We start from the raw sequence: 22,904 nt of genomic DNA on the forward strand, positions 1-22,904 counted from the left end.
TCACTGCAGTTGCGGTTTCAGAAGGAAGTCGTTGCGGTCCGCCGATTTCACGCGAAGCCAGGCTTCGCGGCCGTCACGGAGAACACGCATGGGAATTTCCGCACCGGGCGGACCGCTTTCCCAAACCTTGCGGTAGAAGTCAGCCAACCCGTCGACCTCACCGTCGCGGATTTCCGAGATGACGTCGCCACGCTTGAGGCCTGCCTTTGCGGCCGGACCATTTTCGGTGACGCTCATGACAACGACGTCGCCATTCGTTTCTGCCGAGAACGCGCCGAGCCAAGGGCGCGGCTGGCGCTTGAATTCGCCGCTGTTGAGCAGGTCATCCAAGATTGGAGCCAGGAGGTTGATCGGGACCACCATATTGATATCGGCGATCTCTCCGCCCTTGCTCATCTGCAGCCGTAGCGAGCCGACGCCGATCAACCGGCCTTCGGCATCGACCATCGCGGCGCCTCCCCAGGAGGGATGCGCTGGCGTGATGAATATCGCCTCGTCGAGCAGGTACTCCCAGTATCCTGCGAACTCCTGCTTGGCGACGATATTGCCGCGCACATACTGGCCCTCCCCGTCCGCAAAAACGATCGGATCTCCGACAGCAGCATTGTCGGAATCCCCGATCTCGAGCGCAGGCAGTTCCAAGGGCGCCAAGGCCTGCACGAGACCGAAGCCGCTTTCCTGATCGTAGGCGAGTGCATGGCCCGGGACCTTGCGGCCATCACGGCTCGTGATCCACACGTCATCGGCCTCGGTAATCAGATAGCCGATCGTCAGGATAAGACCGTTTTCCCGGATGACCACACCGCTGCCTTCGCGCCGGACGCCGAGAGCATCGGCCGTGAACGCGTTATCGGGAATGGAGGCGCGTACCGCGACGACGGACGCCAAGATTTTTTCTATATCCATGATGCCGATCCTTATCTTGTCGCGGTAGGGGCGCGGCCGCCTAGCCGAATTGATTGATCGCAAACTGCACGCTGTTTCCAAGCGACAGGGTCAAAATATGATTTTGCGCGGACCGGTTCAAGAGGTCGCTTCCAGACATGGAAAGGCCACCGGAGTTACCCGGCGGCCTTCCAAATGACTTGACGTCTAACCGTTGGATCAGTTGGCTGGGGTCAGCGTAACCGAAGTACCTGTCGCAGCAACGTTCAGGCCGAGCTGACCGGTGATGCTGACGGTCTGGAGATGGATCGAACCGGACGTGCCGCCGACGAGAATGTTGGCGCCGATGCCGGCACCGACAGTCGCTTCAGCCGTTGCGCCCTGGTAGAGGCCGCCGAGCGAACCGTGGTGATAGCCAGCGGTAGGTGCGAAGACTGCCCAGATCAGGCGGCTGCGCGTGGTAAATCCGAGATCGACACCCATCTTGCGAATGACGCCGGTGTACTGATCGATCGGCTCGCTGCCCATCGTGGACGAGAAGGTGCATTCGGCTTCCTTGGCGGAACCGATGACGTAACCGACGCCACCGCCGACCTGGCAATCGAGATAGCCGATACGGACGCCGCCGCGCTGGTCAGCTTCCTGGTATGGTGCATCCCTGCGCGAAATCACGTCTGCAGAAAAGGCGGTCGTTGCGGTGAGAACGATCGGCAGGGCGGCAACAGCCGCGGCGAAAGTCTTATTCATCCCTGTACTCCATTTAATTCTTCTTTTACCGCGACCTCACCTCTTGGTCGGTCGCAGGCAGCGAACATAAACGCACATGACTCCGAATCGATCCCGTCATCGCTACACGAAATGTCACGCCGGATTCCAGAACGTGAGTGGATTGCATTGGCGGCGCCCGTCGAAAAGCCATGATCGGCTGGCGGCGCCCGTTCAGGGATCGGTGAAGCTGATCGTCCGCAACCGGATCTGATCCTGACGCGGCTCACGGGCGAAAAGGATGGCTCCCGAGGCTTTCGATTGCGCGGGAACGTAATCGAAGGTGACATCCGCCTGTTCGATGGCCGCCTCACCATCCATGACCTCGCCGCGCACGACGACCGCTGCCGCCGTTCGGTTAGCGCTGTTGGAAACATCGAACCGGATGCGGTAGCCGCCCTCGACGGGCATGCGTTCGGTGATCTCGATACGGAACGCGGGTGAGACTTTCTCCTCACTTACGGCGCGCCAGCCAACCCAGCCAAGGACGGCCGCAACAATCAGCGTCGAAACGATCGCAGTGACCCATTCGATCCAGTGTGCCTCACCCTTTTCGGTGACCTTGCCGATATCGCTCGTGTCTTTCATCAGGGCCTCGCTAAAGGATCAGTCGGGCCGCGGCAGCGCCGATCGCCCCCGGGAATGAGAGGACGATGACCGAGATCAGCACCGGCGTTGCGGCCATGCCATCCAGCCGGCCGAAGATCCACAACACATAGAGACTGACCAGCATCGCGACCATATAACCGGGAAGCGTGTAGCGGAAGAAGATAGGCCAGCGTGAGCTGTCTTCCGGCATTCTGTGCCCGCCGCGAAAAGACACCGCGTAGACGAAACAGTGCATGATGGCGATCGACACCAGGATTGTTACCACCCCGTGCCAGTTCATCATCTTGTAGGAAATCAGGACGACTTCTTCCGTCGGCGCGACATTGAGGTTGAGAAACAGTGCACCGATCGCCATCAGAAACAGCTCGCGCACGTAGTTCGTCGAAAGACTGTCGGGAACGGCATCTGATGACTGGGACGTCTCGTCGTCCTCGTCGTCAGCGTTATCCTCTCCACCCAGCTGGGAGCGCCCGAGCATGGCGCCGATGCTTGCCGGCACCGCCTGGATGGCGATCTTGCCGATGATGGTTGCCATGGGCATATCGGCCTTCAGCACGCCGAGCATCACAAGTGCCGCACCACTTATGACGATCCCGAGCGCGAAGGCCGTCAACGCGTCGCGCACGGCCTGCCAGAAGGTAGAGGTCCGCTCAAACCCGATGAGATGCGCAAGCACGATCAGGAGCGGGATGTTGAAGAGGAGCAGGATCAGGAGCCGGGATTGCTCGATATAGAAACCCAGTTCCCACAGCTCCATCGTCATCAGCATGGGAATGCCGAACAGCATCGCGCCCGCGGCACCCCGGCCAAGGCCCACGAGAAAGCGCCGCAATTCGCCATCGGCTTGCGTCTTGCTGTTTTCGATACTGGCAGTTCCGCCCAAACCGGTCGCTTTCGCTTGCACGCCTGAATGGCATAGATAGGAACATGGCCCCGATTGGCTAGCTATCCGTCTGCCGATAAAAGGACTTATCCTCAGTTTGCGGAAGGGCTTCTTGACGATGGCGACACAATTTCTGATCGATGGACGACAAGACGCGCCGGTGACCATCCTTCTTGCGCATGGCGCAGGCGCCCCGATGGATTCAGGCGCGATGACCGCCGTCACTGAGGCTCTCGCTGCCGAAGGGTTTCGCGTGGCGCGGTTCGAGTTCGCATACATGGCGGCGCGGCGGGAGGGCGGCAGCAAAAGGCCGCCACCGAAAGCCGAACGACTGCAGGAGGAATACCTAAAGGCAATCACCGACCTTGATGTGAAATCCCTGTTGGTGATCGGCGGAAAATCCATGGGCGGACGCGTCGCCAGCATGATTGCCGACCAGGCGTTTGCCGATGGCAGGATCGGCGGTCTCCTCTGCCTGGGTTATCCGTTCCACCCGCCGGCCAAACCGGACAAGCTGCGCACCGCCCATCTCAGCGACCTTAAGACGCCAACCCTGATCTGCCAGGGAGCCCGCGATCCGCTCGGCAGCGAAGAGGAGGTCAAAGGCTACGATCTTTCGGACGCGATCGAACTCCTGTGGCTTCCTGATGGCGATCACGATCTGAAGCCGCGAAAAACCGTTTCAGGCAATTCCGCCGACGATCACCTGAAGACGGTTGCGACCCACGTCAAAAGCTGGTCCGCGCGGCTTTGATGCTCACTGCCCCGTCCTGAGTCTTAGTCTAACGGTCGAAAATGTCCTGCCACTGTTTCTCGCCCATCATGCAATCGCTCTCGGGCGCCGAAGCAATCTTCATGACTTTCTCCGGTGGCGTGATGCCGCTCACCTCCATCACCAGCTTGCGGCGCACAGCAACTGCGAAATCCTCGATGCGGTGAACCGGGAGAACGAAGGAGCCCGGACCACCCGTCACGCAATCCGCGTAATACTTATCCAAGCCGCCCGGTGCACCAGACGGTCGCAGCATCAGAGCCAGACCGTTGATGACGATTCCGGCCTCGACCGCCTTGTTCCTTGCAGGCTCAACCGGGTTGCCGGAATTGTTGGGCCCATCGCCCGAGATATCGATGACCTGGCGCATGCCCCTCAGCGGGTTGGAGACGATCATCGTCGCCCCTTGCGTGATCGCCGCGGAAATCGACGTCCGCCTTTGTGTCTCGATCGGACGCGCTGCCAGTTTTTGCGTAAAGACGAGCGCATCCTGCGCATTTTCGATCACGTGCCAGTCGATGACCGACCCCGGCACGACCCCGCCAGCCCATTCGAAATAGCTGATCGCAATGCGGCCGGTCATGCCTGACCTGACCGCATCGAGAAATTCCCTGTGCTGGAGAGCTTCGATATAGCCTTCGCGCTGGATGGCGACCTCTTCGAAATCCATGGAACGGGAGGTATCGACGGCGAGGACGAGTTCGACATCGACCTCGCCGGACGGACCGCCCGCAGTGGCAGGCGATTGTACGACGGGCGTTGCAGCCGAAGACAGGCTGATCAGCATCGCGAGTGTTGCAAGCATCTGCACTCCAATCACTGCGTTTGTACTGATGAAAACAGTAACACAGGATTGAAAAGCTTCGATGCAGTTGCGCGAACTCGACTTCAACTCTCAGTGATGAGACTCATTCTGCAGGCGTCACCTCCTGCTGGGCGCCTTGTGTGAGCGCTTCGACAAGGCAATCCATGATCGCTTTTCTGAGCGCGTAGGTGCTTGCGCTGGTTCGCTTGCGGTCAAGGCACTGCGCGGCTTCGATCAGGCTCATACCGTGGTGGACGACAATCTGATGGGCCCTGTTCATGGCCCAGTATTCGACTGATGAACTCTGGTCTTCAAACCTGTGGCTTACTGCGTCCAATGTGGCCTCACTAGATAAATGCATCGTGACGGCGAATCATTTGCTGAGCAGAATCTAGCGCAACAGTATAGATTCGTGAATCCGGCACGGATTTGCTTCGCGGCAATAAACATTCCAAATTCTTAAGCGAAAACAATCACTGTTAGTTTTTATGAATGAGATCTTCCCCGCGATGTGAATATATATCACGTTTCTGGCGCGAGGCTTGTCGGCACGCCGCCGGCATTGGCCAGTTTACCGCGGGACGACCATCGGTTTTCCCGTCACCGGATCGGCAATGATCATTGATTTCAAACCGAAAGCCTCGTCGAGATTGGCTTCCGTCATGACCTGCTCGGGGCTTCCGACATCCACCAGTCCGTTACTGCCGAGCAACACGAGATGATCGGAAAACCGGACGGCTAGATTGAGATCGTGCAGTACGGCCACAACCGTCGTTCCGTGGTTGCGATTGCGCTCGCGCAGCACGGAAAGCACGTCCATCTGGTGGCTGAGGTCAAGCCATGTCGTCGGCTCATCGAGCAAAAGGTAGGGCGTATCCTGTGCAAGCACGAGCGCGATCCAGGCCCGCTGCCTCTGGCCGCCGGACAGTTCGTCGAGCGGCCTGTCGGCGAGATCGGCAAGGCCGACCTGTGACAACGCCCGTTCGCAGGCGATCGCATCGGTCTCGCTCCAGGGCGCGAGCAGTCCGCGCCAGGGTGTGCGGCCTCGCCGCACCAGATCAGACACACTGATGCCTTCCGGGGCCTTGGATGCCTGCGGCAGGATGGCGAGCCTTCGTGCGAGAGCTCTCGTGTCGATCTTCGCAATATCATCCCCCCCCAGCGTCACAGTGCCGTGCAGCGGCGGGATAAGCCGTGCCAACGCTTTTAGAAGCGTCGATTTTCCGCATCCGTTCGGCCCGAGAATGGTCGTGATCTTGCCGTCCGGCAGTGTGAGCGACAGATCCTGGATCACGATCCGGTCGCGATAGCCAAGGGTCAGGAGTTCGGTTTTCAGCGCCTTGCCTGTCACAGGTCTCCAGTCTCCATTTCACGCGAGAGCAGCCACAGTAGATAGGGCGCTCCCATGATCCCTGTCATCACGCCGACCGGTAGCTGCAGACCCGGCACAAGCGAGCGCGCGACGAGATCCGCGAGTACAGTAATTGTGGCACCTGTGACGGCGGCTGCTGCAAGCCGCGATCCCGGACTGCTGGCCTTAGTCATCCGCGAGCCGAGCGGCCCGGCCATCAGCGCCACGAACGGCACCGGCCCCGCCACGGCGACACCGGCGCCGGCCAGCAGCACACCCGTGGCGATCAGCAGATATTTCGACCGGCGCACACGCGCGCCGAGACCCGTTGCAAGCTCATCGCCCAGTTCGAGCAGGCCGAGCGAGCGCACCTGAAAGGCCAGCAAAGCAAACAGAACGCCGCCGGTGGCGGAAACCTGAAGCGCATGTCCCCAGTTGCGGGCGGCCAGAGAGCCTGCAAGCCAGCGCTGCGCATCCGCAGCCTCCTGGAGCGGCAGGCGGGTCATCAGGAAGCTGCTTGCAGCAGAACAGAAAAAACCCATTCCGAGGCCGACGAGAATAAGCGTCAGCGCCGCCTGCGTACCGTGCCGCCGGTAAGAAAGTCCCGCAACAATGACAGCCGCAATCAATCCGCCGGCGGCGGCCAGAAATGGCAGCGGCAGGGAAAGGCCGAAGGCGACGCCGCAGATCACCGCAAGGCCAGCACCTTGCATGAAACCCATCACATCCGGCGCCGCCAGCGGATTGCGCAGCAGGATCTGGAAGATCGTGCCGGACGCGCCGAGAACGGCCCCGACACCGACTGCCGTCGCAATTCCCGGGCCTCGCAGGACACGCAGCGTCAGCGCTCCTGGCCCGGTCCCCGTCCATAGACCGGTCCACAGATCCTGCGGTGTCAAAAAGATCTGGCCGAGCATGAGCGATGCGAGAATGGAGGAAAGCAGCAGGCCAACCAGCAGGACGACGCCAGCCCTGCCGCCACCCCTCGCCCGACCATTGCCTCGCGCCGTCACGATGTCGCACCGGGACGAAGCCGCCGTGCGATGATGACGAAAGCCGGAGCCCCGATCAGCGCCGTCATGATGCCGACGCGAATTTCCGATGGCGCGAGAAGGATACGCCCGAGCGTATCCGCATAGAGCAGGATCGACGCGCCGATGACAGCGGCCGCCATCAGCTCGAACCGCAGGGCGTGTCCGGCGACGCGCCGCGCCAGGGGCGGAACCAGAAGGCCGACGAAAGCGATGGGGCCCGCGACCGCGACCGCAGCACCCGTCGTCAGCGTGATCGCCACGAGAGCTCCGGCCTGCACGCGCGCCGGTTTCGTGCCCAGCCCGCGGGCAAGCGAAGACCCGAGTGAAAGTGCCTCGATGCGCGGCGCAATCAGGAGAGCCACCCCGATACCGATGGCAGCGGCGCTCCCCATGCCGGCGAGCGGACGCGCGCCAGCCTGTGCCAGCGATCCTGTGATCCAGAAACGGAGAATTTCGAGCGTCTCGTTGCGGGCAAGGACGATGGCCGAGACCAGAGACAGAAGCATCGCATTGAGCGCTGTGCCCGCGAGCGCCAGCCGGACGGGGCCTGCATCGCCGCGTAGTCCACCGCCCAGCATGAACACGGCGGCGGCGGCGAGTGCTGCGCCCGGAAAGGCCATGGCAGACATCAAGCCACTATCGGACCGCCCTGTCAGCAAAGCCGCAATCACCACTGCGAAGGCGGCACCGGAGTTGACGCCCATGATGCCGGGATCCGCCAGCGGATTACGAGTGAGCGCCTGCATGATCGTGCCGGCGATACCGAGGCCCGCACCGGCGATCAGCGCCGCGACAAGGCGCGGCATTCGGACGGAACCGATGACGATATGGACCGGATTGCTCTCATCATATGCAAAGATTGCCTGGAACAAATCGATAGGCGTGACATCGCGCACCCCGACGCCAAGTGTCAGCACCACGGCGCAGAGGAAAATCAGGCCAAGGACGGCGGCTGATTTCACGGGGCAAGCCCGGCGGCAACGCTTGACGGAACCTGTGTCTCGACTTTCCCGTCCAGAGCCAACCCGATCTCCGCTTCGAGCCGCTCGAGCGCGAACGGCAGGGAAAGAACGCTGCCGAAGGTCAACGCTCCGGCCAGAAGCGCTCCGGCCAGAACCTCACGACCCTCGACATGAGCCTTCAGCGTCTTGCGCATCGGCATCGAGACGATGTCCGGCACGGCATCGGACGTGGAAACCCAGATCAGCAGGTCCGCGTCGAGACTGGAAAGATCCTCCGGGGAAAGCCGGGCGTAAAAACCCTCGTTTGTTTCGAGGTTGGCGAGTGCTGGCGGCGGCCTGAAACCCAATTCCTTCAGGAACGTCGCGCGGGTATCGGTGCCGATGAAGGCGCCGGTTTCTCCGCCGAAATTGTAGGCGCAGACAGCGGTCTGTTCCGCCCATTGCGGATGCCGTGTCCTGATGTCCGCAAACCTCGACTTGACGCCTTCGATGAGTTCCTCAGCCTTGCCAGTGTTGCCGACCGCGCGACCGATGACGCGGGTCTGGGCGTCCCAGGTGGTGCCATAGGCGAGATCGCCCTTTTCCTGCATCAGGACAGGCGCAATCTGGGATAGGATATCGTATTCGGCCTGCGAGATACCTGATCCGATGCCGATAATCAGGTCCGGTTGGAGCGAAGCGACGATCTCCATTGACACTTCACCCGAGATGACCTGCGGCTGGGCATCTCCCATCAGCGCCTGGGCCCAAGGCCAGACGTTGTAGGGATAGCCTCCGAACCACTGGCGCGTGGCGACAGGGACGACACGCAGCGCCAGGAGAGGATCATGGGTGGAATACCCGAGCGAGACCACACGCCTGGCCGGCTGCGGCAGTACCGTTTCACCGAAGGCATGGACAAAGCGAAGTTCGTCTTGCGCCATCGCGACACCAGGAAGGCCTCCGGTCGCCGCAGCGGCAAACCCCGACGCGATAGCCGTCAGAACCTGTCGTCTCGTGGGTGCAACGATACCGAAGCCGATCGCTGTCTGGCAGATAGGCATCTGTAAACGGTCCTTTCCACAGTCATGTCTTGGTATAATCAGGTTTCACAGTTCGAGTGCCCCATTGAGGCGAAGCCCGGTTACCAAGTGTATTTCAGCGTTGCGAGAACCGTACGGCGATCGCCGTAATAGGCGGTGTTGCTGAAGCCGTCGATCTGGCTGATATACTCCTTATCGAGCAGGTTCGTGACGTTCGCCGAGAGAGCGACGTTGTCGCGGATCTGATATTTCACGGCTGCGTCGAACAGGACCCTCGACGGAACGGGATCCGTGTTGGCGTTATCGGCATAGGAACTGCCGACCAGGCGTCCGCCAACGCCGAGCGTCAGATCGCCGCGCGCGCCGTTGCCGGGAAGCGTGTAGTCGAACCATGCCGACGCCATGTGCTTGGGAACCAGATACGGCCGGTTGCCGACGAGAGTGGGGTCGACATCCTCCTCGATCTCTGCATCCAGGTAGGAATATCCGGCGGTAAAGTTGATCCGATTGGACAGCGCGACCTTGGCTTCCAGTTCGAGACCGCGAACGTTGATCTTTCCGACCTGGTACTGTGCCGAATAGTCCGGTGCCCATTGTGCAACATTGGTCTGCGTCAGGTCGAACAGTGCCGCCGTGAAGAGCGCATCGATGCCGGTCGGCTCATACTTGATGCCAATTTCGTACTGCCTGCCTTCCTGCGGTTTAGGGGTGCCGATGAAGTAGCTGCGATTGGCCGCAACCGGAAGGAAGGATTCCGAGTAGTTGGCGTAGACAGAGACTTCGCTCGTGGCCTTGTAGGTCACACCGGCTCGCTTGGAGAAATTCTCGTCGACCGCGTCGTAGTCGGTGCCGTAGGAGGTACTTTCAGTTTCGGCATGGTCATACCTACCGCCGACGGTAAAGATCAGACGATCGTCGTAGGTCAGCTCTTCCTGAATATAGAGACCCTTGGTCGTGAGATCGGACTCGGACGCAACGCCGGCACCGAATGACACGCAGCTTCGACCGCAGTATACCGGATTGCGGATATCGCCGACGCCGAGTGCAGTACCGTCAAACCGCATTTCCTCGTTGCTGTCGCGACCGTAGTCGAAGCCGAACAGCGTCCGGCTGTCGAAGGCACCAAAGCTCGCCTCGTATTGCAGCTGGTTGTCGATGTGGAAACGCGTGGATTCGCCGTAGACTGCAAGAGCGTTCCGGCTCGTGGCTGGATCAGCCGAATTGTAGACACTCTCGTAGGTGACATCGAGTTTGGTGTACCTGGCGTTCTGGCGGAACTCGAGACCATTGCCGAAATCGTGGCGGAACTGGTAACCGATATTCTTCTCGATTACGTCCATGTTGTCGAAATCTTGCTCGCCGAGATAGGTCTCGGAATCGATGCCGGAGCCGAGCGGAATGCCGTGAGACGTGCTGCCGTCACGCTTGTTGTAGTCCATCAGAAGCGTGAAGGACGTATCCGCGGTCGGAGACCAGGTCAGCGCCGGCGCGACGTAGATGCGATCGTCCTCGGTCTCGTCGATCCCTGCGTCGGCATTCTGCCACTTGCCGGTCAAACGATAGCTCCAGATACCGTCTGCATCCAGCGGGCCGCCGAAATCGGTTCCAGTCTCGACATGACCGTCGCCGAGTGTCGTGTAGACTTCGCCGAATTTCTCGTCCTGCGGAAGCTTGGTCACCGCATTGACGATACCACCCGGTCCCGACAGTCCGAACAGAGACGAGTTGGAACCCTTCAGCACTTCGATGCGCTGCATCGCGTAGGGTTCGATACGGTTGGTCGTAAAATCGCCACCCGTATACATCGGCAGACCGTCGCGATAGGTGGCGTTGCCGGTCGAGTAGAACCCGCGGATCAGATAGTGATCGTAGCGATTGTCGGAGCCGTAGATGTCGGTCGAAACACCCGGCGTGTAGGCCAGAGCCTCGTCGAGCGTCGTGACGCCGCGTTTTTCCAGTTCTTCTTCCGTCACGACGGAAACCGAAGCGGGCGCGTCGAGCAGAGGGGTATCGGTCTTGCTGCTGGAACGGGAAGCCTTGGCAACGATCGTCGCATCGGGACCCACTCCACTGCCACCGCTTTCGAGCACAATCGGCGCGAGCGTTGTGCCGGTGGCATCAGCTGTCTGTGCAAGAGCCTGCAGCGGCAGCAGGATTGCCACACTGGAAAGAAGCGCTATCCGTTGGGCGCTTACCCGGCGCCCCATCGAAATCCGTGAAAAACCATTGACTTGAAAAGGTCTTGACCGAAACGCCACGCGAAATTCCCCTCGTACTAAAATTCCTGCCACGACGCCCCGCCGCTGCAGACCAAGCGGAAAAGAAATCATGATTATTTTGATCAGGAATTATCGGGAGGGCTTTTGCAAGTCAACGGCTGAACTCTTTTGCTCAAAGCAAGAGTTGCCCGGAACGGAAAAGCGGGTCAAACTGTGGCAGGAATGTCATAGCGAGGGTGCTGGCTCTCCGTGCTTCCTGGATAGGACGGCGCTTTCTAAGCTAGCTCCGTTCAGCCAGCGCGTTCAGTTTCGCACCCTCGAGACGGTAGAAGATGTGGGTTTCCTTCCGCTCGCCGCCAAGGTCGTCGTAGAACTTCAAAAGCCGCTGGTTCGTGCGCGCCGCCGTCCAATCGACGCGGCCAAACTTCCGTTCGACGGCAATCGCTGCAAGCCGCTGCATCAGTTTGATACCAACCTCTTGGCCCCGCTCGGAAGCTGACACGAAAAGCTCTTTGAGGAACAGGCCCGGCACCAGGCCGGGACCGGGAAAGATCGAAGCGAAGGCGGCAAAGCCGATCACGCGGCTGGTTCCGGCGACGATGATCTCGGTATTGAGCGGCCGGTTGAGAATCCCCGCGACGATTGCGTCCCGCGGAGGGCAGAACACGCCGTAATAGTCCTGCATTTCCTCGAGCAGTCCCGCAAGTTCATCGGTGTCCCCAGCGCTAAACGCACGAATCTGCATGATTTTTGCCCTATTAGGATACGTGTGATTGTCCGGCAGAAAAATCAATCAGCTCGGATCCTGATATCCTTCCAGCCAAAGCGCGCGACGGTCAAGATCATCCGTGTAAGGGCAGGTGTCCAGCGTGTTGCCGCTTGCCGCGGATCTCCGGCCTTCTTTCACGATGATCAGCCGTTCCGAATCCGTCAGTGTATCAGGCTGGACTGCGGTGCTGTCGATGGCTACTTCCACCCGCACCCCCTGTCCCCGCAACGCATCGATCGAAGAGACGGCATCCTGCGCCGTTGCGAAACTTTCCCGAATGATCTGATCGCCTCGGACGGCCCTTAACTCGTAGGTCATGGCGCATCTCTCCTTGTTGTCAGAAACAGAGGAGATGCGGTTATTGTTCCGGCCGCCTAACGCTTCCGCTGAGCTAATTTTTCTGCCCGACTGAGCGGCCTGCCCCGTCCGGGAACGTTAGCTTGGCATGCGCCTGCGCAATCGGCGCAAGCTTTGCCATGACTTCCGGAGGAGCGACAACGGATTTGCCGGCGCTTGCATCCACATGCAGCATCAGTTGCTCTGCCGTCGCGATGATGCCGTCAGTCTTCGAGTCGTGAATGGTCGAGAAAAATCGGACGCGCTTTTCGTCGACGGACAGGATCTGCAGTGTGGCGTAGATCGCCTGGCCGAGCTTGGCCTCGCCCAGATGCCGGATATGCGTCTCGACCGTGTAGTAGCTGTGGCCCGCCTCGACATACGCGAAGTCGACGCCGATCAGGCGCAGCAGGGCATCGGACGTGTCGCCGAACACCTGGAGGTATCGGTGCTCCGTCATGTGGCCATTGTAATCGACCCAGGCGGCGTTGACCTTGGTATCGACCAGCCGCAGCGGGGCCGAGGTGTCGACGGACAGGCTTGTCCCCTTGCCGTTTCCGCCACCTTCGGACCAGAGATGCGTCTCGAACTCGGACAGGATTTTGCCCGCGCCCCAGCCCTTGCCGCCGTCGCCGGCCTTCAGCGCCTGCATGATTCCGACGAGGTTTTCATCCCGGATCCGCTCCAAATCACGGATGCCATAGGCGCCGGACTGGGCATCCGATTGGGCTGCGATCTTGTCGACCAGGGCGTCATCGAGATCGACCACGTCGGTCAGCTTGGTCCAGGGCCAGGCGAGGCAGGGGCCGAACTGCGCCAGAAAATGCCGCATGCCCGCTTCGCCACCCGCAATGCGGTAGGTTTCGAACAGTCCCATCTGCGCCCAGCGCATGCCGAATGAATAGCGGATCACATCGTCGAGTGTCTCGGTATCGCAGATATCGTCATGGATCAGCCACAGCGCCTCGCGCCAGAAGGCTTCCAGCAGACGGTCGCCGACAAAGGCTTCGATCTCCTTCTTGAGGATCACGCCCTTCATGCCAATCGGCGCCAGCCGCTCGCGGGCGAGAAGCAGGGTCTCCGGGCTTGTGCGTTCGCCGCCGACCAGTTCGGCCAGCGGCAGGAGGTAGACAGGGTTGTAGGGATGCGCGACGAACATACGCTCGGGATGCCGCATGTCGCGCTGCAGTTGCGTCGGCATCAGTCCTGAAGTGGACGATCCGATCAGCGCCTTCGGATCGGCGGCCGCATCGATTTTCGTCAGCACGCCACGCTTCAGGTCCAGCCGTTCCGGGACGCTTTCCTGGATCCAGTCGGCGCCTGCGACCGCCTCCTCAAGCGTCGCGCAGAACGTGAGTTTTCCCCGAGGCGGCAGCGGCGCCATGGTAAGCATGCCATAGGCGCGCTCCGCATTGGCCACCACCTCCGTGACGATGCGCTCGGCATCGGGATGCGGATCGAAGATGGAAACATCGATGCCGCCAAGCAGGAAACGCGCGGCCCAGGCGCCACCGATGACACCGCCGCCGATACAGGCTGCCTTCTTGATCTTGCTCATGCTGGTCACCTTTTCTGCAGCTTGAGTTTTTCGCGCACCTCGGCCGGGCCGATGATTTTTGCGCCCATGCCCTCGATCACCCCGACCGCTTTTTCGACGAGCTGCGCGTTGGTCGCGAGCTGCCCCTTGCCGGCATAGAGATTGTCTTCAAGACCGACCCGGACATTGCCGCCGGCCAGCACCGCTGCCGCCGGATAGGCAAGCGCGTTGCGGCCGATCGAGAAGGCCGAGAACGTCCAGGTTTTCGGAACGTTGTTGACCATGGCCATGAACGTGTTCAGGTCGTCGGGCGCGCCCCACGGAATGCCCATGCAGAGCTGGATCAGCACCGGATCCTCGATCAGGCCTTCCTCGACGAGCTGCTTGGCGAACCACAGATGGCCGGTATCGAAAGCCTCGATCTCGGGACGGACGCCGAGCGCCGTCATCTGCCTTGCCATTTCGCGCAGCATCGACGGCGTGTTGGTCATGACGTAATCGCCGAGCGAGAAATTCATGGTGCCGCAGTCGAGCGTGCAGATCTCCGGCAGGCACTCCGCCACATGCGCCACACGCTCGGTCGCGCCGGCCATGTCGGTTCCATCAGGATTGACCGGGAACGGCGCTTCGACATTGCCGAACACGAGATCGCCGCCCATGCCGGCGGTCAGATTAAGGACCACATCGACATCGGCCGAGCGGATGCGATCGGTCACTTCCCTGTAGAGTTCGATATTGCGGGCCGCGGCACCGGTTTCCGGGTTGCGCACATGGCAGTGAACCACGGCGGCTCCCGCCTTCGCCGCGTCGATCGCAGAATCGGCGATCTGCTTCGGCGTGATCGGCACGTGTGGCGATCGTGATGTCGTATCTCCGGCACCCGTCACGGCGCATGTTATGAAAACCTCGCGGTTCATCTCAAGCGGCATCATATGCTCCTTCTGATTGAGCGTATTACGACCGAGAGGCGGATGGAATGCTTTGCATTATCGGAGCCATTTCATACACTATCGGCAATCAGCACGGATTACGGTGAATGAGCCAAAAGGCCCCCAGTCAGCACTTCGATATCCTTCTTCTGCCAGAGACCAACCTCATACTTCTGGCGTCTGTGATCGAACCGTTGCGGGCTGCAAATCGCATTGCCGGGGGCGACCTCTATCGCTGGACACTGCATTCTCCTGATGGAACGCCGGTCGACACGACATGCGGAATACCGATCGCGGTGGCTGGCGCGTTTCGACCGGCAAGGGAAACGGACCCGCTGTTCGTCTTGTCGAGTTATGACTGGAAGAAAAGCGTCACGCACGACCTGAAGGCGCAGCTTGCCCGCACCGCGAGACATCGCAGCCTGATCGCGGGTATTGAGACCGGAACCTTCGTGCTGGCCGAGGCTGGCCTGCTGAACGGGTCGCGTGCAACCATCCACTGGGAGGATCTGGAGGCCTTTTCGCTGGTTTATCCGGAGGTCGAGCTTGTACGAGACCGCTTCGTGATCGACAGCAAGCGCATTACGACAGGCGGACCGGTTCCGACGCTCGACCTGATGCTGGAACTGATCCGCAGGGCCCATGGCCATACGCTGGCGCTCGAAGTGTCCAGGCTGTTTCTCTATGAATACGGTCACCGCTTAGACCGCGAGCATGGTTCAGCCGTCACTTCCGTCAGACAGGGACGCGACGCCAGAGTTCAGGCGGCGGTGCGATTGATGGAGGAGACTGTCGATGCTCCCTTGGTTCTCACCAGGCTCGCAAAGCGCGTCGGTGTAAGCGCCCGCCATCTTCAAGACATGTTTCAGACGACGATAGGTGTGGGACCACACACTCATTATATTGCCCTGCGTCTGAACGCAGCCCGACGAAAGGTCATCGAAACCTCAGCGGCAATCGCCGACATCGCCGCAGAGACAGGTTTTAACTCGGCTTCCGCCCTATCGCGCAGCTACAGAGCGCAGTATCGCGAAAGTCCGAGTGAGACGCGACGGCGCGTCAAGCGCCGCGATCCTGTTATTTCTTCAGGATGACCCACAGCGCGTGCACGATACCCGGAAGAAAGCCGCACAGGGTGAGGAGGATGTTCAGCCAGAAGTGGAGGCCGAGGCCGACCTGGAGGAACACGCCCAGCGGCGGCAGGAGGAAGGCAAAAAGGATGCGGATGATGTCCAAAATTATCTCTCCGAATGATCAATGGCGCAAGATAACGTGCAGTGCAGCGAAAAGTTCATTTCACTGCTCTGCGGTCGAGGTGCGTGGTGAGGCGATTTCGAGCGCCTACCGGGTTAAATTGATGCTGCTGGTTACGACGGTCTTGCCCGTGCTCGGATCCTTGTCGACCGTCTGCAGACGCAGGCTGCCAGCACCGCGCGATTCGATTGTCATATTGGCAGTCCGATCGCCGTTGATGACACGTGCCCAACGGACGGACAGATTGATCCGGTTGCCGGATTGTCTTCCCGAAAGGGTCGAAGGCTGACCGGAAGGGCCGGTATAGGTGCCGCGGTAACCATTGCCGCTTTCCTGAAGTGTGGCGGATATTTTGCGCTGGACGACCAGCAGGCCGCGGCAGGTGCCGTCCATCGAAAACGCCGTGCGCCCACCCGACATATCGAATTTGCACGTCACGTTGATCGGCTTTGCGCCGATGCGCGTCACGACGGTGCCGACGCCGGTCCAACTGCCCTTGAGCGTGGGAAGAAAGGAAGACTCCTGTGCCGATACGGGCAAGCTGAGAAGGCTGGCGATGCAGGCGATGATCGGGCGGCGAAAGCGCATGGGTTGGCTCCATCTGAGATTGCTACCCAACGTCGCAAACGCGTTTGGAGTTCCCCTCCTCCAAAGCAGGATCCGGCGGAGCCTGAACGAGAACTGTGACGGGCTCGAATGCGGGACGGTGCCCTTGATCCTGGAGCCCCTATTAAAGACGCCGGCGACCGGGGTCTCTCCATGCGGTCACTTTTGACTTCCGGATTGGGAACCACGATTTACGTTTGCCGTTTGCCCTTCGCTGATTTTCGCGTCGCAGCAAGGAATGTGCTCATGGAATTGAAAACGCAGGTCGCTCTGGTCACTGGCGCCGGATCTGGAATAGGCAAGGCGGCAGCGCTCAAGCTAGCCCAATCGGGAGCCAGAATCGGGCTTCTCGGCCATACGCGCAGCGAACTGGAAGAGACGGCTGACGAAATCACGGCCGGAGGCGGCGACGCCCTCGTGCTGGATGCCGACGTTGCGGACGAAGCCGCAATGAGAGCAGCGGTTGATCATCTGGTCGAAGCCTATGGCCAACTGGACATCGTTGTGATCAACGCCGGTATCAATGGCGTCTGGGCCCCGATCGACGACATGAAGCCGGACGAGTGGGACACCACGATCCGCGTCAACCTGCGCGGCACCTACCTATCCTTTCACGTCACCGTGCCGCATCTCAAGAAACAGGGCGGGTCGGTCGTCGTAATCTCCTCGATCAACGGCAACCGCACGTTCACAACGCCGGGCGCTACCGCCTATTCTGCCACCAAGGCTGCCCAGGTTGCGATGGTGCAGCAACTGGCACTCGAACTTGGTAAGCACAGGATCCGCGTGAATGCGATCTGCCCGGGATCGATCGGGACAAGCATCGACGACAATACAAGTCTTCGCGGCAAGGACGAAACGGCTGTCCCTGTCGTTTTCCCGGCAGGGGAAATTCCGATCACCGGAGGCAAGGCAGGCGAAAGTGAGGATGTTGCTGACGTCGTGCTGTTTCTCGCGTCCAATCGCTCCCGTCACATCACTGGAACGCCGATCTTCGTCGACGGCGGGCAAAGCCTTCTTCGCTAAGATGTAAAGGCGTGGAACCAGTCGATGACATTCGCGTTACTGTCCGCCATCAAGGAGGGCAGGAAACGTGAAGAATTTTATTATCGCAGCCGCTATTGCTATTACATCGACTGTATCATTTGTACCTTTTGCACAGGCTCAGAGCGTTACGATCGTTACCGACGACCGCCGTGGACCGCCGCCGCCGCGCATGATGCGCGAACGTGACCGTCATCATCAGCGCCGCGGTTGCGTCGTGAAGAAGGTCAAGACGATGCGTCACGGTGCCGTGATCATCAAGGAAACGAAGGTTTGCCGCTAACACCAAGTGCTGGCCGCAGGTTTTCTGCGATACAGCGATAAGTCCTGCCGCGCTTCCCAAGAGCGCGGCATTTTCTATGGAATAGGCACGTCAGTATGGGAGCGGACACTCCGGACCCATGCAGCAGAACGGGGTCCGCAATGCGATAATGGCGTTGCTGAAGCCGGCAGACAGGGCGATCCCGACCTTGAACCGGAATAGTACGCATGCTAACTAATGGTCATCATAAACTTAGCACACTAACCTTTTATGGATCAGGATCTCGCAAGCTCTGATTTTCTGGAATCGCTTACCAAGGTAAGCCGGAAAATCCGCACGGCGTTCAATCAGCAGGTCACCGCCCACGGCCTGACCTATCCGCGCGCCCGTGCGTTGTTTCGGCTGACTAAAAAGCAGAGCATGACACAGACCGAGCTTGCGTTTGAGCTTGAGCTCGAGCAGGCGACACTGGTCCGGCTGCTTGACCGCATGGAACAGAACGGCCTGATCGAGCGCAGGCCCGATCCCGGCGACCGACGCGCGAAACTGATCTCGCTGACGTCCCACGGCAAGGAGCAGGCAGACTTCGTGCGCTCCCTCGCGGACCAGATCCGGAAACAGATTTTTGCAGGCCTCGACCACGACGATATCCGCCGTGCCAACGACCTTCTGGACGCGATCGGCACCAATCTTGCCGATCTGGAGAGCTTCAATGTCATCACGTGACACAACAGTCGTGAAAGACGACGTCGAAAATTCAGATGCGAGCCCCGATGCGGGGCGATCGGCCGCCTCAGCTGTGCAGGATGCGGCCCCTGCCGTTGCGCCGCCTGTAGCCCCCCCGGCTTTCGTTCCGAAACCGCTTCCGATTGCGCTCCTCTATGCATTCGCGTCGATTGCCGCGGCGGTCATGCAGGGCCTGGGCACAAGTCTGATTTCGGCCAACCTCCAGCAGATTGCCGGCCCGATGGAAGCGACCCAGACCGAAGCGTCCTGGCTGGTGGCCGCCTATCTGTTTCCCAACGCCAGCCTTGGTCTGTTCCTGTTCAAGGTCCGCACGCAATACGGTATCCGCAACTTCTGCGAAATCGCCATTATCCCTTACGTGATCATCAGCCTGGCACATCTGTGGGTGAACGATCTCAGCGTTGCCATTGCCCTCCGGTTTTTTGCGGGAGCCGCGGCCGCGCCTGTCTCCTCCATCGCAATTCTCTACATGCTGGAGATCTTTCCGCCGGAGAAGAAGCTGAATATCGGTATCTGTCTGGCGCTGATCGGTCTGCTTCTGGCAACGCCGATTGCCGGTCTCGTGTCGCCATCGCTGCTCGACGAGCGCGACCTTCAGGGCCTCTACCTTCTGGAACTGGGCCTCGCACTGATCGTGTTCGGCCTTGTGTTCCTGCTGCCACTCACCTCGCCTCCAAGAGCCAAGGTGATCGCGCCGCTCGACTTTGTCAGTTATGCACTTCTGGCCACCAGCATGGGATGCCTTGCCGTCGTCTTCACCATGGGCCGCCTGTATTGGTGGTTGGAAGCGGACTGGCTCGGCTGGCTGCTTGTCGTCGCGATCGTCACCGGCGTTCTGATGACGATCATCGAACTCAACCGCAAGACAAACCTCATCGACGTGCGCTGGATCACCTCGCGCGAGATCATCCATTTTGCAGGCGTTCTCCTGGTCTTCCGCATGCTTTTGACCGAGCAATCCACAGGCGCGATCAATTTCTTCAAACAGCTCGGGCTGTTCAACGAACAGATGGCTGGGCTCTACTGGGCGATCCTGATTGCCAGCGTGATTTCAGGCCTCGTCTGCGCGCTTGTGATGAAGCCCGGCCGGGAAGGCTTCATCCACCTCGTCGCGTTGATCCTGATTGCGGCGGGATGCTACATGGACAGCCAATCCACGGTCCTGACCCGTCCCGAACAGATGTATGTCAGCCAGGCCATGATCGCATTCGGAAGCGGTCTGTTTCTACCGCCGGCCATGGCGGTGGGTTTTGCCGCCGCGCTGAAGAAGGGCCTGACCTACGTCATCAGCTTTATCGCCGTCTTCCTGTTCACCCAGAAGGTCGGCGCGTTCCTCGGCAGCGGCTTGTTCGGCACCTTTGTCACCTGGCGCGAGCAATATCACTCGTCGATCCTGACATCCCGACTTCTGCCCACCGATCCGATGGTGACGGCGAGAATCCAGCAGTATGTCGGCGCCTACGCGCGGTCGACATCCGATCTGACCCAGCGCACGATCCAGGGCACCACGACCTTCGCCAAGGCCGTTCAGCAACAAGCCTATGTGCTCGCCTATAACGACGCCTTCTACGTGACTTTCCTGATCGCAATCGGCGCGATCGTGATGCTTGTATGCCATCTCGCGTGGACCCACCGCGATCGGCTCATACCGCATGCGTCTGCCTCCACGCAGGCCTGACCGTCAATTCGATACACTTTAGAAAAAGAACAGAGCTATGAACGCTGCCTTCAGATCCATTTCCACATACGTCGCGCTCATCGTCGGGATCGTCGGCGTGTTTATCGTGCTTTACGCCTGGAACCTGCCCCCCTTCCACGGCACGGTCGAGACCACGAACGATGCCTATGTCCGCGGACAGGTGACGTTGCTCAGTCCGCAGCTCGCGGGCGTCATCGTCGACGTGCCGGTGCAGGACTACCAGAAGGTCAAGAAGGGCGATCTGATCGTCAAGATCGATGACCGCATCTATGCCCAGAAGCTCGAACAGGCAGAAGCGCAGCTCGCCACCGCTGAAGCGTCGCTCGACAATTCCGAGCAAAGCCGCAAATCGGCGGAGGCCAATATCGTCTCGGCAAAGGCCGGCATCGAAAGTGCGCAGGCAGCACTGAACGCGGCCAAGCTGACCTATGAGCGCACCGAGACTTTGCTCAAAAACAACGTCACCACCCAAAGCGAGTCGGAGAAGAACCGCGCCGCCTATGACCAGGCGCAGGCGAGCCTCCACCAGGCACAGGCGACCGAACTGGTGGCCGAACAGGACCTCAACACGATCGTCGTCAGTCGTCGTTCGCTGGAAGCGAGCGTCGGAAGCGCCAAGGCCGCAGTCGAACTCACGCGGATCGACCTGCAAAACACCAGGATCATCGCACCGCAGGACGGAACCCTTGGAGAGGTGACCGGCCGCATCGGTCAATATGTTTCCGTTGGCACACAGGTCGCTTCGCTCGTGCCCAATCACGTCTGGGTGGTCGCAAACTTCAAGGAAACCCAGCTGGAGAACATGACCGTCGGCCAGCGCGTGACATTCACGGTCGATGCTCTGGGTCATCAGGCGTTCACGGGAACGATCGAGCGTTTCGCACCGGCGACAGGCTCGGAATTCTCCGTGATCAAATCCGACAACGCGACCGGCAACTTCACCAAGGTCGCTCAGCGTATTCCGGTGCGCATTGCCATCGATACCGAACAGCCCCTGACGGACCGTCTTGTGCCCGGCATGTCCGTCGTGGCCAAGATCGATATCGCTCAGGAGAGTGCAGCAGCTGCAGAGGTAGAGACGCGCTAAGCCGAAGTGGCGATGGCGTCAGCGGAACCTGCATATCCCGGATGGCAAAACGCCCCGCATCAGACGCCGACGCGGGGCGCTCGCCGATTATCGTCTGAAGTCGATCCCGTCAGTTGCGGGCGACCCAGTCATGCCAATCACCCTCGCCGCCGCGGAAGACGTTGAGATCGATCTTACCCTCGACGCCCTGCGAGAGGCCGGATCCGGAATACTGCCAGAACACCCATCTGCGATCGGGATAGACCACCGACGGATGCTGAGCGACCGCGCGCAGCCAGAATGGGTAGTTGAGGAACTCGCCGCGCAGGTTGTCCTTGTAGAAATCCGGCGCCGTGTAGATCACCGGCCGCTTGCCGTAATGGCGCTCCAGCATGTCCATGAAGACTTGCATCTTTTCGAGCACCTTGGCGCGCGACAGACGCATTTTGCAGCTCGACTCGCCGTTGTATTCGACGTCGATCACAGGCGGCAGCGCGTCGGGATCTTTCGGAACATTGCGGATGAACCATTCGGCCTGGTCGCTCGCAACGCGGCACCAGTAGAAGAAGTGGTAGGCGCCACGCTTGACGCCGGCCTCCTTGGCCTTGCGCCAGTTGGTCTTGAACATCGGATCCAGATGATCGCCGCCGTCGGTCGCCTTGATATAGGCAAAGTTGGCGCCCTGCGTCCGCAGCTTTGCCCAATCGATATCGCCCTGCCAGCGAGAAACGTCGACGCCGTGAACGGACATCTTGCGTGGCGAGACCTTGCCGAAATTGATCGGTTTGGCATCGCGGAAGCTGTGGCTGTAGATCCGCGAGCGGCCGCCAGGCGAAACCCCGAGGCCTGGCCTCATGTCGGGCAGGGAAACCGGAGTGAGCGCCGATACGGGCCGCTGAGCCGGCATCGGCATGCCGACGGTCGTGACCATCGGATTGCCTGGCGTTTCGACCGAAGGACCCGGCGCGATGTTGCGGAACGCCGGCGACTGCGGCACAGGCCCGCCCCAGGCCAATGGCTTCTGCGGTGGTGACGGAATGCCGGCCGTCGTCCCGACGTCGACGGCGGGAACCAGCGGAGCCGTTCTTGCAGCCAGACGCGACGTCTTTGCAGACCCGGATGAAGCGGGCACAGCGGATTCCAGATCGCTGCTGGAGGTACATCCAGTCGCAGCGAGGGCCAGAACGAGCAGTGATACAGCCGTAAGACGCATAAGGAACCCGTACTCGATACAAAACGGAATCCGTGCAGCAGACGATCAGCGCCGCACGTTTACTAACGGGACCTTACCGGGAAATACTGAATGCAATCTTTACGGATGTGCTCCGAGCCCTGCAGGATGACGTCT

The 22,904-nt window shown here is 60.3% G+C and carries 25 protein-coding genes; 7 read left to right on the forward strand and 18 right to left on the reverse strand.

Features of this window, described 5'->3' with window-relative positions; genetic code table 11:
• From IFT59_RS19105 to IFT59_RS19120, 4 genes are all read right to left on the reverse strand, one after another.
• The gene (locus IFT59_RS19105; protein WP_062454437.1) at nucleotides 1-906 is read right to left on the reverse strand and encodes a S1C family serine protease; all 906 of its coding nucleotides are present in this window, start codon (nucleotides 904-906) and stop codon (nucleotides 1-3) included.
• Nucleotides 907-1,104: 198 nt separating this feature from the next.
• A complete protein-coding gene (locus tag IFT59_RS19110) occupies nucleotides 1,105-1,632 on the reverse strand; it encodes a DUF992 domain-containing protein (RefSeq protein ID WP_062454438.1) in 528 nt (175 codons plus the stop codon).
• A gap of 192 nt (nucleotides 1,633-1,824) precedes the next feature.
• Nucleotides 1,825-2,238 (reverse strand): TIGR02588 family protein, encoded by a 414-nt coding sequence (locus IFT59_RS19115; RefSeq protein WP_113110188.1) that lies wholly within the window; start codon nucleotides 2,236-2,238, stop codon nucleotides 1,825-1,827.
• 10 nt (nucleotides 2,239-2,248) lie between these two features.
• Nucleotides 2,249-3,163 carry a TIGR02587 family membrane protein gene (locus tag IFT59_RS19120; RefSeq protein ID WP_446737847.1) on the reverse strand — a complete coding sequence of 305 codons (915 nt, stop codon included), beginning with the start codon at nucleotides 3,161-3,163 and terminating at the stop codon, nucleotides 2,249-2,251.
• A gap of 97 nt (nucleotides 3,164-3,260) precedes the next feature.
• On the opposite strand from IFT59_RS19120, the gene IFT59_RS19125 reads away from it, so the two are divergent.
• Nucleotides 3,261-3,896, forward strand: coding sequence for an alpha/beta hydrolase family protein (locus IFT59_RS19125; RefSeq protein ID WP_192087849.1), 636 nt, complete (start codon nucleotides 3,261-3,263; stop codon nucleotides 3,894-3,896).
• Nucleotides 3,897-3,924: 28 nt separating this feature from the next.
• Here the strand turns inward: IFT59_RS19125 and IFT59_RS19130 are convergent, their stop codons facing one another.
• From IFT59_RS19130 to IFT59_RS19180, 11 genes are all read right to left on the reverse strand, one after another.
• Nucleotides 3,925-4,719 carry a DUF1194 domain-containing protein gene (locus IFT59_RS19130; RefSeq protein WP_192087850.1) on the reverse strand — a complete coding sequence of 265 codons (795 nt, stop codon included), beginning with the start codon at nucleotides 4,717-4,719 and terminating at the stop codon, nucleotides 3,925-3,927.
• Between the two features lie 103 nt (nucleotides 4,720-4,822).
• A complete protein-coding gene (locus IFT59_RS19135; RefSeq protein ID WP_192078735.1) occupies nucleotides 4,823-4,999 on the reverse strand; it encodes a hypothetical protein in 177 nt (58 codons plus the stop codon).
• Between the two features lie 291 nt (nucleotides 5,000-5,290).
• The gene (locus IFT59_RS19140) at nucleotides 5,291-6,070 is read right to left on the reverse strand and encodes an ABC transporter ATP-binding protein (protein ID WP_062576760.1); all 780 of its coding nucleotides are present in this window, start codon (nucleotides 6,068-6,070) and stop codon (nucleotides 5,291-5,293) included.
• Nucleotides 6,067-7,083 carry a FecCD family ABC transporter permease gene (locus IFT59_RS19145; protein WP_062454447.1) on the reverse strand — a complete coding sequence of 339 codons (1,017 nt, stop codon included), beginning with the start codon at nucleotides 7,081-7,083 and terminating at the stop codon, nucleotides 6,067-6,069. The genes IFT59_RS19140 and IFT59_RS19145 overlap by 4 nt, the downstream gene beginning before the upstream one ends.
• Nucleotides 7,080-8,066 carry an iron chelate uptake ABC transporter family permease subunit gene (locus IFT59_RS19150; RefSeq protein ID WP_192087851.1) on the reverse strand — a complete coding sequence of 329 codons (987 nt, stop codon included), beginning with the start codon at nucleotides 8,064-8,066 and terminating at the stop codon, nucleotides 7,080-7,082. The genes IFT59_RS19145 and IFT59_RS19150 overlap by 4 nt, the downstream gene beginning before the upstream one ends.
• Nucleotides 8,063-9,109 (reverse strand): ABC transporter substrate-binding protein, encoded by a 1,047-nt coding sequence (locus IFT59_RS19155; RefSeq protein WP_192087852.1) that lies wholly within the window; start codon nucleotides 9,107-9,109, stop codon nucleotides 8,063-8,065. The genes IFT59_RS19150 and IFT59_RS19155 overlap by 4 nt, the downstream gene beginning before the upstream one ends.
• Nucleotides 9,110-9,189: 80 nt before the next feature.
• A complete protein-coding gene (locus IFT59_RS19160; RefSeq protein ID WP_174197389.1) occupies nucleotides 9,190-11,295 on the reverse strand; it encodes a TonB-dependent siderophore receptor in 2,106 nt (701 codons plus the stop codon).
• Between the two features lie 292 nt (nucleotides 11,296-11,587).
• Nucleotides 11,588-12,052, reverse strand: coding sequence for a GNAT family N-acetyltransferase (locus tag IFT59_RS19165; protein ID WP_062576754.1), 465 nt, complete (start codon nucleotides 12,050-12,052; stop codon nucleotides 11,588-11,590).
• Between the two features lie 48 nt (nucleotides 12,053-12,100).
• Complete coding sequence (locus IFT59_RS19170; protein ID WP_062576751.1) at nucleotides 12,101-12,394, reverse strand: Rmf/CrpP family protein; 294 nt, start codon at nucleotides 12,392-12,394, stop codon at nucleotides 12,101-12,103.
• Nucleotides 12,395-12,467: 73 nt separating this feature from the next.
• Complete coding sequence (locus IFT59_RS19175) at nucleotides 12,468-13,970, reverse strand: carnitine 3-dehydrogenase (protein WP_192087853.1); 1,503 nt, start codon at nucleotides 13,968-13,970, stop codon at nucleotides 12,468-12,470.
• 5 nt (nucleotides 13,971-13,975) lie between these two features.
• Nucleotides 13,976-14,878, reverse strand: a complete 903-nt coding sequence (locus IFT59_RS19180) for a 3-keto-5-aminohexanoate cleavage protein (protein ID WP_192087854.1) — start codon at nucleotides 14,876-14,878, stop codon at nucleotides 13,976-13,978.
• A 107-nt stretch (nucleotides 14,879-14,985) separates the two neighbouring features.
• On the opposite strand from IFT59_RS19180, the gene IFT59_RS19185 reads away from it, so the two are divergent.
• The gene (locus tag IFT59_RS19185) at nucleotides 14,986-15,972 is read left to right on the forward strand and encodes a GlxA family transcriptional regulator (RefSeq protein WP_192087855.1); all 987 of its coding nucleotides are present in this window, start codon (nucleotides 14,986-14,988) and stop codon (nucleotides 15,970-15,972) included.
• Here IFT59_RS19185 and IFT59_RS19190 read toward each other — a convergent pair.
• Together IFT59_RS19190 and IFT59_RS19195 are read right to left on the reverse strand one after the other, a co-directional pair.
• Nucleotides 15,956-16,114 carry a YqaE/Pmp3 family membrane protein gene (locus IFT59_RS19190; RefSeq protein ID WP_082471680.1) on the reverse strand — a complete coding sequence of 53 codons (159 nt, stop codon included), beginning with the start codon at nucleotides 16,112-16,114 and terminating at the stop codon, nucleotides 15,956-15,958. The genes IFT59_RS19185 and IFT59_RS19190 overlap by 17 nt on opposite strands.
• Nucleotides 16,115-16,219: 105 nt before the next feature.
• A complete protein-coding gene (locus tag IFT59_RS19195) occupies nucleotides 16,220-16,720 on the reverse strand; it encodes a hypothetical protein (RefSeq protein ID WP_062454454.1) in 501 nt (166 codons plus the stop codon).
• Between the two features lie 264 nt (nucleotides 16,721-16,984).
• On the opposite strand from IFT59_RS19195, the gene IFT59_RS19200 reads away from it, so the two are divergent.
• The 5 genes from IFT59_RS19200 to IFT59_RS19220 all read left to right on the forward strand — a co-directional run bounded on the left by IFT59_RS19200 (nucleotide 16,985) and on the right by IFT59_RS19220 (nucleotide 21,577).
• On the forward strand, nucleotides 16,985-17,764 hold the full coding sequence (locus IFT59_RS19200) for an SDR family oxidoreductase (protein WP_062576745.1): 780 nt from the start codon (nucleotides 16,985-16,987) through the stop codon (nucleotides 17,762-17,764).
• Nucleotides 17,765-17,831: 67 nt separating this feature from the next.
• The gene (locus tag IFT59_RS19205; protein WP_113110177.1) at nucleotides 17,832-18,065 is read left to right on the forward strand and encodes a hypothetical protein; all 234 of its coding nucleotides are present in this window, start codon (nucleotides 17,832-17,834) and stop codon (nucleotides 18,063-18,065) included.
• A 249-nt stretch (nucleotides 18,066-18,314) separates the two neighbouring features.
• A complete protein-coding gene (locus IFT59_RS19210; protein ID WP_062576743.1) occupies nucleotides 18,315-18,770 on the forward strand; it encodes a MarR family winged helix-turn-helix transcriptional regulator in 456 nt (151 codons plus the stop codon).
• A complete protein-coding gene (locus IFT59_RS19215; RefSeq protein ID WP_062454460.1) occupies nucleotides 18,757-20,469 on the forward strand; it encodes an MFS transporter in 1,713 nt (570 codons plus the stop codon). Before IFT59_RS19210 ends, IFT59_RS19215 begins: the two co-directional genes overlap by 14 nt.
• Before the next feature lie 37 nt (nucleotides 20,470-20,506).
• Nucleotides 20,507-21,577 carry an HlyD family secretion protein gene (locus IFT59_RS19220; RefSeq protein WP_174197391.1) on the forward strand — a complete coding sequence of 357 codons (1,071 nt, stop codon included), beginning with the start codon at nucleotides 20,507-20,509 and terminating at the stop codon, nucleotides 21,575-21,577.
• A 109-nt stretch (nucleotides 21,578-21,686) separates the two neighbouring features.
• Here IFT59_RS19220 and IFT59_RS19225 read toward each other — a convergent pair whose 3' ends face one another.
• Nucleotides 21,687-22,769, reverse strand: a complete 1,083-nt coding sequence (locus IFT59_RS19225; protein WP_192087856.1) for a glycoside hydrolase family 25 protein — start codon at nucleotides 22,767-22,769, stop codon at nucleotides 21,687-21,689.
• Nucleotides 22,770-22,904: the final 135 nt, after the last annotated feature.

The organism is Rhizobium sp. CFBP 8752, assembly GCF_014842035.1.
GTDB classification, from domain to species: domain Bacteria; phylum Pseudomonadota; class Alphaproteobacteria; order Rhizobiales; family Rhizobiaceae; genus Neorhizobium; species Neorhizobium soli.